The sequence below is a fragment of the Mesorhizobium waimense genome (assembly GCF_003601975.1).
In the GTDB taxonomy this organism is placed as follows: domain Bacteria; phylum Pseudomonadota; class Alphaproteobacteria; order Rhizobiales; family Rhizobiaceae; genus Mesorhizobium; species Mesorhizobium waimense.
On record NZ_QZWZ01000019.1, the window covers coordinates 87227 to 100029 of the forward strand.

Here is a 12803-nt window from a genome sequence, read left to right on the forward strand (position 1 = left end):
TCAGCGCAGCGTCTCGATGTATTTTTCGTGGAAGCCGACATAGCCGTTCTCGATCTCCTTGAGATGGCGCTCGATCAGGGCGTGAAACTGCGGCAGCTGATGGAAGGGCACACCCGGATAGGCATGATGCTCGGCATGGTAGGGCATGTTCCAGGCGAGCTTGCGGACAAACCAGTTGGTAAGCGTCGTCCTGGTATTCTCCAGCATGTTGGCGACCAGCGGGCAGCGGCCATGCTCGGCCAGCAGATAGAGGCGCAGGAACGGCTGTCCGAGCAGCGCCGGCACGATCCAGACGTAGAGCAGCACCGTCGCCTTGAACCATAGCGCCAGCATGAGCAGGACGGCATAGAAGGCGATCATGGCGCGCGCCTCGGCGCGCACCTTAGGATGGCCTTTCGGCGGCACGTAGCTGCCGCTGCATTGGCCGGTGGCGTTGAGGTAGAGCGTCTTGACATGCCCCCACCACACTGGAATGCCGGAGACGTGGACAAGGTACTGCCGCCAGGTTTCCGGTTTGGGAAAGGCGAGTTCCGGGTCGTTCTCGGGATCCTGGGTAAAACGATGGTGCGCGAAGTGGAAATAGCGGAACCAGTCCGCCGGCAGCGCGATCGCCAGGCTGGCGGCGCGCGCCGCCAGATCGTTCATCCGCTGCGTCTCGAAGGCGGTGCGATGGATCGTCTCGTGCAGCAGCGTGAACAGGAACACGATCAATATGCCCTGCGGCAGCATCAGCAGCGGCCAGAACGGCACTTTCGCGGCGATCAGCGCGCCGAGGGCGACGATCGCGCCCCAATGCGCGGCGAGTTGAGCCAGCCCGAGGCGGTCCGACTTGGCGGTCAGCCGGTCACGCTGCTGCTGCGTCAACGATGCGATCACGTCGCGATGATCCATTGGTGTTCCGTTCCCCTGCTTGCCGATCGGAAGACCCTAATCGACAATATAGCTTTCGCAAAACGAGGAATCCTGACAGATAGATAAGCTGAACTTATCTGTTGGTGGACATGGTCGCACTTCCATCCTTGCGCGGATTGCAGGCTTTCGAGGCGGCGGCGCGCTGCGGCAGCTTTGCCGCGGCGGCCGAGGAGCTTTCGGTTTCCGCGGCCGCGGTCAGCCAGCTCATCCGCACCGTCGAGGAGCAGATGGGCCGCAAGCTGTTTCTGCGCGTGAACCGCCGCGCCGTGCTGACCGATGCGGGGCGCGAGATGCTGCCCAGGCTGACGACGGCTTTCGAGGAGATCGGCAGCGTGTCGCGCGAATTGGGCGGTGCTGAGCTGCGGTCGCGGCTGGTCGTCTCGGTGCCGCCTTCGATGGCGATGGGCTGGCTGTCGACGCGGCTGGCGAAGTTCGTCGTCGGCCATGGCGCGGTCGACATCGCTCTCAGGGGCGAAGACGATCCGGTGTCGTTCGACCACGACCTGATCGACATCCGGCTGTCTTATGGGCGTTCCCATTATCGCGACGAGGTCACCGAGGAGATCGTCAGGGATGCCGTCTATCCGGTCTGTGCGCCAGGCATCGCCCGCGAGATCGGCAGCTCGGAAAGTACCCTCGCCCGCCTTCCATTGATCCATACGGATTGGGGACCGACCGGCGCATCCTTTCCGTCCTGGCGCAACTGGTTCGGGGCCGCCGGCATGGCGCCCGGGCAGGCCGGGCAGCGCGGCCTGTCGGCGAACTCGTCGCGGGCGGCGCTCGACCTGGCTATTTCCGGCCTCGGCGTCACGCTCGCGCAAGGCATCTACTGCGCCGAGGCGCTCGAAGACGGCAAGCTGGTCAGGCCCGTCGCGCGGGCGCTCGAACTCAGCCAGACCTATTGCCTGACGATCCCGCAGCGAAGCATCCGGCGCGAGGTGGTGGCGGCGTTCAGGACATGGCTGACCGACGAGTGCCAGCGGTCGGTGGGTTCGCCGTCGCTGATCCCTCGGTGACCCGACAGCCGGCGCCGGTTTGCACCGGTCAGAGGTGCCCGCTCAATGTCTCTGTCATGTCCTTGCTCGTCGCCACGGGAACGATCTCGAACTCCACCAGATCCGCCCATTCGATGACCCAGCGTTGAAGCAAGGTGACGTCATCGGCCTCAACCAGCAGGAAGCAGCGGCTCATATCCGCAGCGATCCAGCTATGGTGCACGAGAAGTTCGTCCGGCTTCAGGCGGCCACGGTCGCGGAAGCGACGGTAGATCTCCTTGCGATCGCAGCCGGTAAAATCCTCAATTACGATGAACTGCATCTTTTCCCCTCGGTGAATTACCGCCCTGGCCGATCGAGCCGTTCCAGGAACCATTGCGTCAGCCGCACCCAGACCTCGTCCTTCTCGCCGGAATCTTCCCAGCCATGGTCGAGATTGGGGTTGTCGTTGACCTCGATGACGAAGACGCCATCCTTGGTCTCCTTGAGGTCGACGCCGTAGAGGCCGTCGCCGATGCAGCGCGCTGCCATGACCGCCGTCTCGACGACATGCGGCGGCGTCTCCTTCAGCGTGAAGGTCTTGATGCCGCCCTGGTCGGGCTTGCCATTGGCCTTGTGGTTGACGATCTGCCAGTGCTTCTTGGCCATCAGATAGTGCACGGCAAACAATGGCTGGCCGCCGAGCACGCCGACGCGCCAGTCATACTCGGTCGGAATGAACTTTTGGGCGATCAGGAGGTCGGAATCCTCCAGCCATTCAGTGGCCAGCGTCTTCAGCTCTTCGAGGTTGGCGCACTTCTTGACGCCGCGCGAGAAGGATGAATCCGGGATCTTCAGCACCAGCGGGAAACCGAGCGTCTGCGCCGCCACTTCGAGATCCGAGGTGCCGGCGATCATCACCGTCGGCGGCACCGGCACCTTGTTGTAGGTCATCAGCTCGTTGAGATAGACCTTATTGGTGCAGCGGATCATCGACAGCGGATCGTCGATGACGGGCATGCCTTCCTGCTGTGCACGGCGGGCGAAGCGGTAGGTGTGGTTGGAGATCGAGGTGGTCTCGCGGATGAACAGCGCGTCGTAATTGGCGAGCTTGGCCAGATCCTTCCTGGTGATCGGCTCGATTTCAACGCCCATCTTTTCGGCGATCCTCGCCCAATAGCGCAGCGAGGAAATCTCCGACGGTGGCAGTTCCTCGTGCGGATCGACCAGCGTGGCGAAAGTGTAGCGCGCCGGGGTGCGGCCCTTGGTGTCACGCCACTCGCGGTTGGTGTAGGTCTCCAGGCACTGCAGGAAGAAGGCCTCTTCGTCCTCGGTCATCCTGGCCAGCGGAAGAAAGCCGATCTTGCGGATCGAGGCCCATTCGGCGCTGTCCTTGATGTGCACCTCCAGCGCCGGCGCGCGGAACCAGTCGAACAGGAGCTTGGCGAAACGGTCCCATACTTTCGACGGGCCGATGCCGAAGAAGATTGCGACCTTGGCCGGAAAGACGCCGCCGAGATCCTTGCGGCATTTGTTCAGCGCCAGTTCCAGCTCCGGCAGCGCGTGCTCGTAGAGCTTGCGCTCCGACAGGTCGATCATTGTCTCGACCGTCGGGATGACCTTGTGGCCACGCGAGCCGGCGAGCAGCGAGGCATAGTAGCCGCGGCTCTGGTAGCCGTAGTTGTTCGACAGGTTGATCACCTTTGGCCGCTGGCCGCGAAACAGCGCCGGATGCGCAAGATAATCACGGTTGGTGATGATCTTGTGTGGCGTCGCCACCTGGTCGAGGTCGTTCTGCCTGCCTGTTAGTATGACCCAGGTCATTTTATGTCGCGCTTCCCCAGAGTGATGGCGGCACGCAGTCCGTCGCGGCCGAACTGCGCCATGTTCATGAAGATGCCGTAAGGCACGGGAATGTTGGCCGCATCAAGGATGGTCTCCTGCCGTTCGTCTTCGACCCAGGGATCGTGGATCAGGATATGGTCGCCGTCGTCGCCGATGGCCAACACCCAGTGCGGCACTTTCTTGCCGAACATCAGGAAGCCGCTGATCAGCACCAGCACCAGCTTTCCCTCGGCGATCGCGCTGCGGACATCGTCGAGGGCGAATGGACGGTAATTCACCGGGATGCCGTATTGTTCCGCGCGGCGGCGAAAGTCGACCTGGGCAAGCTCCATCACACGGCGCTTGTCCTCGCTGCGCACCGACTGCAGGAACAGTGCGCCGTAGAAGGACACGTAGATCTCCGCCGCAAGCCCGCTTTCATGGCCGGAGACGGCGAGGCCGAACGGTTCGCAGCCGCCCGGCCCCGACATCATGAAGACGGTCGTCGCCTCGCGCCACAGGCGGATCTCCATGACCGGATCGGGCACGAAACCGGCATCAAAATTGGCCATCGCCATCATCAGGCAGCACGGACCGCAGGTGAACTCGCAGGTCTGCTGGTAGAACGGCACTTCGGTGGCGACCGGAATCTCGCCGCGCAAGGTCTTCTCGTAGCGCAGCGCCGTGGCGCCGTCCTCGTAGTAGCCCGGCTCGCGACCGATCTTGCGGTAGCCGCCCTGCTCGTAGATGCGGATGGCGCGGGCATTGTCCTCGCGCACTTCCAGGCGCAGCAACATGCGGTCGTGCTCGAAGGCCGCCTCCTCGGCCGCCGCCAGCAGCTGGCGGCCAATGCCGATCCCACCGAAGAAGGGGCCGATGGCGATGGAGTAGAGCCGGGCGACACCGCTGCCCTTGCGAAACAGCGCCACCGCATAGCCGGCAATGCGGCCATCGTTTTCAGCGACCAGCATCTCTGCGGTCTCGCGCTCGATCAGCTGGCGGAAGGAACGGCGCGAGATGCGATCGCTTGCGAAAACAGCCTTCTCGATGGCGGCGAGGTCATCGACGTCGGACGCGCGGGCCTTGCGGATCTCGGCAGGCATGCGGGCTCAGAAAACCTTGATTGGGTTGTGGAAACGGCCCTGGTCGAAACATCGGTCATACCAGCCGAAGCGCCGGTATTGATCAAGCGCTTTCGCACCCCGATTAGGGCCGAATTGTGACAGGTTGCATAGTGGTCCAGCAACACGGAGGCCTTGAACAAGACCGCTGCTTCGAGAGGTGCCGGCTGCGGAAAACAGCAGCCGGTTCAGCTCGCCAGCCCGGCCAGAAGCTGGCCATAGGCGCTCTTGGCCACCGCGGCCAGCCGCTCGCGCGGCAGCGAGCCGACGACGGCGCAGCCATAGCCCTTGTCCAGCCAGTAGACGGCCTCGGGGCCGCCCTGCTCCGCCATATAGGTGCCCTTGGCCTTGTCGGCCGATTCGGCGGTGACGAACAGCGAGATGCGCTCGCCCTTGGCGTCCTCGTAGAGCAGCATCGCCGCCTTGCCATGGCCGGCGGGCAGCAACCGGCCGCCAACGAGCTGGAAGCCTTCGGCCATCAGATCGGGCGCCACCAGTTTCAGTCCGACGCGGTTGGACAGCCAGGTCTGCAGATGCTCCATGTCGCTGGCCGGCACCTCCACCGCATGGCGCTTCTCGGCGGCATAAATGACATGGGCGGCGATCGCCTGCTCGGCGAGCTGATCGTCAGCGCTGTCTCCCCTGCCGATACCGTCAATGCCGGCGACATAACCCGCGAGCCCGCCGGCCACCAGCACCACGGCCGCGGCCGCCGAAAGCCACCAGCGCGAGCGCCAGGCGGCCGCCCTCACCGTCGCTTCGCCGAGCACGGTCTGCCTGAGCCTTGCCGGCACCGGCTCGTCCATCACGCCGGCAAAGGCGGCACGCAGTGCCGCCCGGTCGGCGATGTAGCGGACGCTTTTCGCCTTCATCTCGGGACTGGCCTCGAGCCAGCTGTCGTAGGCCACGCGCTCCTCGCCCGGCAGCTCGCCGTCGAGGGCCATGTGGATATCGCGTTCGGAGAAATCGCGCCGGGTCATTTCTCGACAACCCTTATCGAGCGGCGGCGCGCGCTGTCGTCAAGCAACCCGCGCAACTCTTCGCGGCCACGTGCGATGCGCGACATCAGCGTGCCGGCCGGCACGCCGAGGATGTTGGCGGCCTCGGCATAGGAAAAGCCTTCAATGGCGACCATCACCAGGGCGGCGCGGCGGTCGGGGCTGATCGCCTGCAATGCGTCGACGATCTCGCGCGAGGCGATGCTTTCGACCTGCTCGGCGGGGGCGGCCTGCGCCTCACCGGCCTCGAGCGGCAGCATCTGCGCCTCGCCGCGGCGGTTCACCTTGCGCATCTGGTCGATGAACAAATGATGCATGATCGTAAACAGCCACCTCCTGGGGCTCTCTCCCGTCTGCCAGTTGTCGAGCCTGACCAGCGCGCGCTCCAGGCAGTCCTGGACAAGATCGTCGGCTGAATCGCGGTCGCGCAGCAGCGAGCGTGCGTAGCGGCGCAGACGCGGTATTTCGCCAAGGATCGCTGCCTTCTTCTCGTTCATGACCGCTGTTTTCGAGGTCGCCTCTGTTTCATCGCGATTGAACGCGCCTTCACGACGCGGCGCAAGCGGCCAGCGCGAAGCGGTCGGCGCTCCAGTCACCCAAGCAAAGGAATAACGTTGGCGCCCAGTGGTTTATTCCCGGACGGGATTGGAATCTGTCTGTTCTTGCTCGTCTCTATCCGCGTCCTTCGCCGCCCTTGTCAGCAGCCGCTGGTAGAACAGGCCGATGCCGATCAGCACGGCGCCGAGACCGATGAAGGACAGCGCGCGCAACACGCCTTCCAGCTCCGACATGTCGAAGAGGAAGACTTTCAGCACGGCAATCGCAATCAGGGCCGCAGAGGCGATGCGCAACACCTGCGACTTCAGCCAGACGCCGGCGGTGAGCAGCGCCACGCCGATGGCGAGCCACAGCGCCGAGTAGGTGTAGGTCTCGAGCTGGCCAAGCCCGCTCCACAGGCCGATGAACTCGCCCTTGAACAGGCGCCTGACCGACAGCGTGGCGTAGGCCAGGGCAAGCAGGGCCGCCACCACGGCCAGCATCTGCGCATACCATTTCGGCCGCTTGTCCCTAGCGTAGAGCGCCAGTCCCCCGGCGGCGACCGCCGGCAAGAGATAGGCGAGGAACAACAGGTTGAACACCGGGATCTGGCCTATCGATTCGTCTGACAACAGCGGATTCAGCACCACGAAATGCCGGACAACGATGAAGGCGACCGAAGCCACACCGGCGGCCATCGAACCATAGCGCAGTACCGAGCTTGGCGATCGCATGTCGATGGCGACCAGGATGGCGCCGGCGCCGATGGCGATCAGCGTGTAGATCGCCTGTTCGGCGAGCGTCATCACACCGGTGTCGATGACGCCGCCATGCATGGCGTGGCGCACCAGCATGGCGAGCGTGAGCAGCGCAAACAGCGCCGCCGCCGCTTCCATGGCGAGCCGCGGCCGGCCATTGGTGGTGCGGGCAAGCTGCCAGGCGGCAAAGCCGAAGGCCAGCGCCGGCACGCCATATCCAAGCAGCAGCCAGTTGAAGACCGGCGTCGTCGACAGCAAGCCGGCGCCGACGATCGTCGGGTCGTAGGCGACGCGGCCGAGCACGGCGATGACGGCGGCGACCGAGATCCAGCCGAGAACCGGATAGGAGCGCCAGCGCGTCGCCAGCGCCGGCACGATGGCCGTGGCGCCGATGAGGACGGTGGTCCAGCCGGAGCCGAAAGCCATGTGCAGCAGCAGTAGGCCGGCGACCGCCGCGCCAGCGAGCGCGAAGGACACGGACGCATCGCCCTTGAGCGGCGGCTCCTCGGCGCGCGCAATCCACTCGCCGCCGGCGGCAAAGACGACGACCAGAAGAGCAGCAACCGCAGCGTAGAGAAGATCGCGATCGAGATTGCCGAAGGTGAACCAGAGCGCCAGCAGAACGACCAGCGGGGCGATGACGCCCCAAGCCGCCCATGAAGCGGATCGTATCCAGGCGGTCGCCGCCCATCTGCGAGCGGCCCAAAAGCCGGCGGCGATGAACAGCAGGCCAACCCCGATGCCGATGTTGCGCGTTAGGGCGTCGGACACCACCGCCGGCTGGCCGCCGACGCCAAGGCTGCCGCCGATGATATCGGAGGCGATGGTGGTCGGCGGGATGATGCCGAGATAGATCATTCCTGTGACCAGCCCGGCGGCATGGAGAAGCGGCAGCGCTGTTGGCCGATAGAGCGCGACGGCCAGCATGGCGGCGAGCAGAACGGCGCCCGGCAAGGCATAGCCGGCGGCGGCAAAGGCCGGATCGACGGACAGGCCCAGTGCCGAAAAGGCGACGAAGAAAGCGGGCGCTATGGACGGCCAATCGAACCGGCTTGCCGGTCCTTCCTCGCCGCGGCCGCCGAGCCAGACAAAGGCGAGCACGGCAAGCGTGACGGCATCGATGAACAGGATGGTGGAGAGGTTCGCGCCGGGCGCGTCGGTCATGTAGAGGATGGTCCAGATGCCGGTGCCGGCGAAGGCCGCCGCCATCAGCGCCTTCCAGTCGCGCATGCGGGCGATAACACCGGTAGCGGCGAGCACGATCGCCAGATAGCCGAACAGCGCCCAGGGATTGGGTGCCTCGGCGGCGATCAGCATCGGCGTCAGCATGGCGCCGACTAGGCCGATGCCGGCCAGTGCCTGGCCGTGGACCAGTGCGGCAACAATCGTCGCCACGCCGATGACGCCAAGCAAGGTGAAGGCGAGCGTTGGGCCGATGAAGCCGTAAATTCCATGCGCGGCATAGACGGTGCCGAACAGGATGAAGGCGCCGGCCGCCGTCAGGATTGCCGGGATGTAGGCGCCGGCAGCGCCCTGCACCGGCACCCTGAAGCCGGTGCGGCGGATGAACTCACCGCCGGCGATCAGTACCAGGCCGAGGAGTGCTGCCATGGTGAGCCGCACGCCGGGGCCGAAAATGCCGGCCTCGATGGTGTAGCGGATCAGGAACAGCCCACCCAACGCCAGCGCAATGCCGCCGACCCAGACCGCCCAACGGGTGCCGAGCGCCGTCTCGACGTCGGACTGGCGCGCGGCCTTCGCCGCTGGCTTGGCCGACTCGGCGGGTTCGGCCGTGACCGGCCCTGCCGTTTCCGATGGCGCCTCGCCCGTGGCCCACGGGCCGGACACCGCTTCGCTGCCGGCAGCGCCGGCTTGCGCGGCTGGTGCTTCGGCATTGGCCGTCGAAGGTGGAATCATGTCCGCGAAAGCAGCCGCCTCGACCGGCTTGTCGTCGGCGGCGTTCTGTTCGACGGGCCTGGCCGCTGATGGCACCGCGCTGGAAAGCACCAGGCTGCGCAGCGCCCCAAGCTCGCGCTCGATCAGGCCGATGCGGCTCTGCTGGCGCGAGATGATGACGAAGAGTGCTATAATCGCTGCAAGGCCGATCAGGCTCTCAAACATGGCGGTTCCCCCAAACCAGGCCAGTTGTCACTGGCAAATGCGGCGGCCAGACGGCCGGCTCCTAGGCTCAACGCACTGCCAGACGGGCGGCAGGAAAGATCGAGCATGTTTCGTTGGCAAATGCCAGCGGCTTACAGCCGTTATCCCTCACCGTCGCGTCGAAAAGGCCGGGATGGAGCTGATAACGAAGTTGCCTGCCGCCAGCTGCCAAATGCTCGTGGTATCCTCGGCTGCTTGCGGCAAATGCGATGGGGATTGTCGATGCCGAATCGAAGTGCAGGGCTGCTGATCTACAGGAGAAACGTCGGCATTCTTGAGTTTCTGCTGGTCCATCCCGGTGGACCGTTCTGGGCAAAAAAGGATGAAGGGGCGTGGTCGATCCCAAAGGGCCTTGTCAACGACAACGAAAATGAACTGGCAGCAGCCAGGCGCGAGGCCGAAGAGGAACTTGGCGTCGCGATCGACGGACATTTCGAGCCTGTCGGCAGCTATCGTCAACCGGGCGGCAAGATCGTGATCGCATGGAGCGTCGAATCAGACGTCGATACGGACGCCGTTAGAAGCAACACATTCACCATGGAGTGGCCGCCAAGGTCGGGCTCGATGAAGGAATTTCCCGAAGTGGACAGGGCCGGCTGGTTTTCATTACACGACGCCGGTCTCAAGATCCTCAAAGGTCAGCGCGCCATCCTGGACGATTTCGTGGAACGGCGGAAAGCGGGATAGGTGCCTCGCTACTGTCCGGTGGTTTCTGCAGCGGGCACCTTGCCCGGCGCATGATGCCTGCGCAGCGCGGCGAGGAAACCGGCGCGGGCGTCCGGGGGTTCGAGGCCGCGCGGCTCGTAGACATGGCGGGTGAAGAAGAAGCCGGTCAGCCGGAAGGCGTCCTCCAGCGCCGCCGGATCGGCGCGCAAACCCGAGCCGCGCTGCAGGAAGGCCGGCAGCGCCAGCATCTTGTCGTGCCAGGGCGCGCCGGCCTGGCGCGAGACGGCTCGGCCGGATTTCGGCGAGACATAGGCGAGATCCTGCCTCACTCCAGTCGCCGCGCACTGGCTGAGATCGAGGCCGAAGCCAAGCTCGTCGAGGATGAGCAGCTCGAAGCGCGCCACCAGTTCGCCGGCGGCGTCGGCATCGTCGAGATGGGCGATCATCACGGCAAGCGTCTCGTAGAGGCCGCCATGGGCGTCGCGTTCGGGCAGCAGGCGCAGATGCGCTGCCATGGTCTGCAGGCCGTAGACGGCGACAGCGCTGTCCATCAGCCGGGCGGCGTTCATCTCGATCGCCTCGGCCTGGAAGGTGCCGAGATGCTCGTCGAGCCGCGCCCGCCACAGCAGGTCGACGCGGTTGCCGGGCTGCAGCACCGGCTGCTGCTTGCGCGAGCGGCCGCCGCGCACCAGGCCGAGGTGGCGGCCATGGGCGCGCGTCATCACCTCGAGGATGGCGCTGGTTTCGCCATGCTTGCGGGTGCCGAGAATGATTCCCTCGTCGCGCCATTCCATGCCGGAGCATTTCACCTATTGGAGGGCGAAATCAAGATTGGGATGGGCCGGCCTCGGGGAATGCTGCCAATAGCAAATATCGGAAATCCATCAGAAAGCGCTCGGGATTTTTTGCCGCGCTGGCGGCAATAGAGACGGGTTGACCGACGCGGTCGACGCAGCCTGCCGAACAATTCGCCGGGCTCGCTCCCAGATGCATGTCGACCGATCGGGCAGCCCGGCGACCTCTCGCGATCAAACCTGCCCGCTGAGAGGACCCGACATGACTTCCTTCCTGGACCTGGTGCGGAGGCACCAGCTGATATCCTTCTTTTCGCTGGCGCTCGGCCTGACCTGGCTGGCCTTCATCCCGTTCTGGCTGTCGAATGGCGACAGCATTCCCTGGTTCACCTTCGGCCCGATCGTTTCCGGTTTCATCGTCGCGGCCCTGTCCGGTGGCTGGGGTTCGGTCAAGGTCATCCTCGCCTCGATGGTGAAGTGGCGGGTGCATCCGGTCTGGTACCTGGTGGCGTTCGGCCTGCCGTTCGGGGCCCAGTTGGTCTCGATCCTGATCAATCCGTTGTTTGGAGCCGCGACACCCGCCTGGGGCAACATTCCCGCCATGGCCGAGATGCTGCCGATCATCGCGCTCTATGCCGTCTTCAGCGGCCCGCTCGGCGAAGAACCCGGATGGCGCGGCTTTGCCACGCCTCGCCTGCTTGCCGGTCATTCGGCGCTCACCGGTAGCCTGATCCTCGGCGCGATCTGGGCCATCTGGCACGTCCCGCTCGGCCTGGTCGGTGACCTCAGCCTCTACGGCACGATCAACGTCGTACTGGCAGCCGTGGTGTTCACCTGGCTCTACCAGAACACCGGCAGCGTGTTTCTCGCCTTCATCATGCACGTCGCGCATCAGAACAGCGTGCGCTTCCTCGGCAAGGTGTTCACCGGCGGCGACTCTGTGCAGCAGCAATGGATCGGTGTTGCAATCTGGGCAGCGATCGCAGCGGCAATCGTCGCCTGGTACGGCACCGAGAGTTTCGTGCGCCGGCAAAAGACGCAGCTTGCCGTCGCCGGCGCCTGAACCAATCCCGCAAAATGAGCGCGGCGCCATACCCGGTGCCGTGCCTTTCTCCGGTTCAGTGCGGAAACTCGAGCCCCATCTCGCGGTAGCGCTCGGGGTCGTCGCCCCAATTCTCGCGTACCTTGACGAACAGGAAGAGATGCACCTTCTGCTCGAGGATGCCTGCGATTTCCATGCGCGCCGCCTGGCCAATGGCGCGGATGGTCTCGCCCTTGTGACCGAGCACGATCTTCTTCTGACTGTCGCGCTCGACATAGATCGTCTGGTCGATGCGCACCGAGCCGTCCTTCTTCTCTTCCCATTTCTCGGTCTCGATATGGGAGGAGTAAGGCAGTTCCTGATGCAGCCGCAGATACAGCTTTTCGCGGGTGATCTCGGCCGCCAGTTGGCGCATCGGCAGGTCGGAGATCTGGTCCTCCGGATAATACCAAGGACCGGCCGGCAGCGTCTCCGCCAGGTAGTCGAGCAGGTCCTTGCAGCCGGAGCCGGTCAGTGCCGAGACCATGAAGGTGCGCTTGAACGGCACGCGTTCGTTGGCGGTTGCAGCGAGCGCCAGCAGCGCCTCGTGCTTGACGCGGTCGACCTTGTTGAGGATCAGCACCATCGGCTGGCGCACATCCTTCAGCCGCTCGAGGATGGCGTCGGCATCGCCGCGAATGCCGCGCTCGGCGTCGATCAAGAGCAGCACGACATCGGCATCCTTGGCGCCGCCCCAGGCGGTGGTCACCATGGCCGTGTCCAGCCGCCGCTTCGGCTTGAAGATGCCGGGCGTGTCGACGAAGACGATCTGCGCGTTCTCATGCGTGGCGATGCCGCGCACGATGGCGCGGGTGGTCTGCACCTTGTGGGTGACGATCGACACCTTGGCGCCGACCAGTTGGTTGACCAGCGTCGATTTGCCGGCATTGGGCGCGCCGATCAGCGCGACGAAGCCGGAGCGCGTGGCGGGAACTTCTGTTGCCGGAACGAGGTCTTCGGTGGCGGTCATGCCGCGCT

Annotated in this window: 12 protein-coding genes; 3 read left to right on the forward strand and 9 right to left on the reverse strand. The window is 64.9% G+C overall.

What is annotated here, in order from left to right:
* On the reverse strand, positions 1 to 891 hold the full coding sequence (locus tag D3227_RS23090) for a fatty acid desaturase family protein (RefSeq protein ID WP_120016594.1): 891 nt from the start codon (positions 889 to 891) through the stop codon (positions 1 to 3).
* Between the two features lie 110 nt (positions 892 to 1001).
* Here D3227_RS23090 and D3227_RS23095 point away from each other — a divergent pair, with 110 nt between their 5' ends.
* Positions 1002 to 1928: a LysR substrate-binding domain-containing protein gene (locus D3227_RS23095; RefSeq protein WP_120016595.1), complete on the forward strand. Its 927-nt coding sequence runs from the start codon at positions 1002 to 1004 to the stop codon at positions 1926 to 1928.
* Positions 1929 to 1956: 28 nt separating this feature from the next.
* Here the strand turns inward: D3227_RS23095 and D3227_RS23100 are convergent, their stop codons facing one another.
* From D3227_RS23100 to D3227_RS23125, 6 genes are all read right to left on the reverse strand, one after another.
* Positions 1957 to 2229 (reverse strand): DUF3303 domain-containing protein, encoded by a 273-nt coding sequence (locus tag D3227_RS23100; RefSeq protein ID WP_120016596.1) that lies wholly within the window; start codon positions 2227 to 2229, stop codon positions 1957 to 1959.
* A gap of 17 nt (positions 2230 to 2246) precedes the next feature.
* Positions 2247 to 3710, reverse strand: a complete 1464-nt coding sequence (locus D3227_RS23105; RefSeq protein WP_120016597.1) for a RimK family protein — start codon at positions 3708 to 3710, stop codon at positions 2247 to 2249.
* Entirely contained in the window at positions 3707 to 4813 is a 1107-nt protein-coding gene (locus D3227_RS23110) for a peptidase C39 family protein (RefSeq protein WP_120016598.1), read from the reverse strand. The genes D3227_RS23105 and D3227_RS23110 overlap by 4 nt, the downstream gene beginning before the upstream one ends.
* A 206-nt stretch (positions 4814 to 5019) precedes the next feature.
* The gene (locus D3227_RS23115) at positions 5020 to 5811 is read right to left on the reverse strand and encodes an anti-sigma factor family protein (RefSeq protein ID WP_120016599.1); all 792 of its coding nucleotides are present in this window, start codon (positions 5809 to 5811) and stop codon (positions 5020 to 5022) included.
* The gene (locus D3227_RS23120) at positions 5808 to 6326 is read right to left on the reverse strand and encodes an RNA polymerase sigma factor (protein ID WP_120016636.1); all 519 of its coding nucleotides are present in this window, start codon (positions 6324 to 6326) and stop codon (positions 5808 to 5810) included. The genes D3227_RS23115 and D3227_RS23120 overlap by 4 nt, the downstream gene beginning before the upstream one ends.
* A 132-nt stretch (positions 6327 to 6458) precedes the next feature.
* Complete coding sequence (locus D3227_RS23125) at positions 6459 to 9245, reverse strand: DUF2339 domain-containing protein (RefSeq protein ID WP_120016600.1); 2787 nt, start codon at positions 9243 to 9245, stop codon at positions 6459 to 6461.
* A 261-nt stretch (positions 9246 to 9506) separates the two neighbouring features.
* Between D3227_RS23125 and D3227_RS23130 the strand changes: the two genes are divergently transcribed.
* Positions 9507 to 9971, forward strand: coding sequence for an NUDIX hydrolase (locus D3227_RS23130; protein WP_120016601.1), 465 nt, complete (start codon positions 9507 to 9509; stop codon positions 9969 to 9971).
* 8 nt (positions 9972 to 9979) lie between these two features.
* Here D3227_RS23130 and recO read toward each other — a convergent pair whose 3' ends face one another.
* Positions 9980 to 10744, reverse strand: coding sequence for a DNA repair protein RecO (recO, locus tag D3227_RS23135; protein WP_120016602.1), 765 nt, complete (start codon positions 10742 to 10744; stop codon positions 9980 to 9982).
* Positions 10745 to 11006: 262 nt separating this feature from the next.
* Here recO and D3227_RS23140 point away from each other — a divergent pair, with 262 nt between their 5' ends.
* Complete coding sequence (locus tag D3227_RS23140) at positions 11007 to 11807, forward strand: CPBP family intramembrane glutamic endopeptidase (RefSeq protein WP_120016603.1); 801 nt, start codon at positions 11007 to 11009, stop codon at positions 11805 to 11807.
* Between the two features lie 55 nt (positions 11808 to 11862).
* On the opposite strand, the gene era is transcribed toward D3227_RS23140, so the two are convergent.
* Positions 11863 to 12795 (reverse strand): GTPase Era, encoded by a 933-nt coding sequence (era, locus tag D3227_RS23145; RefSeq protein WP_120016604.1) that lies wholly within the window; start codon positions 12793 to 12795, stop codon positions 11863 to 11865.
* Positions 12796 to 12803: the final 8 nt, after the last annotated feature.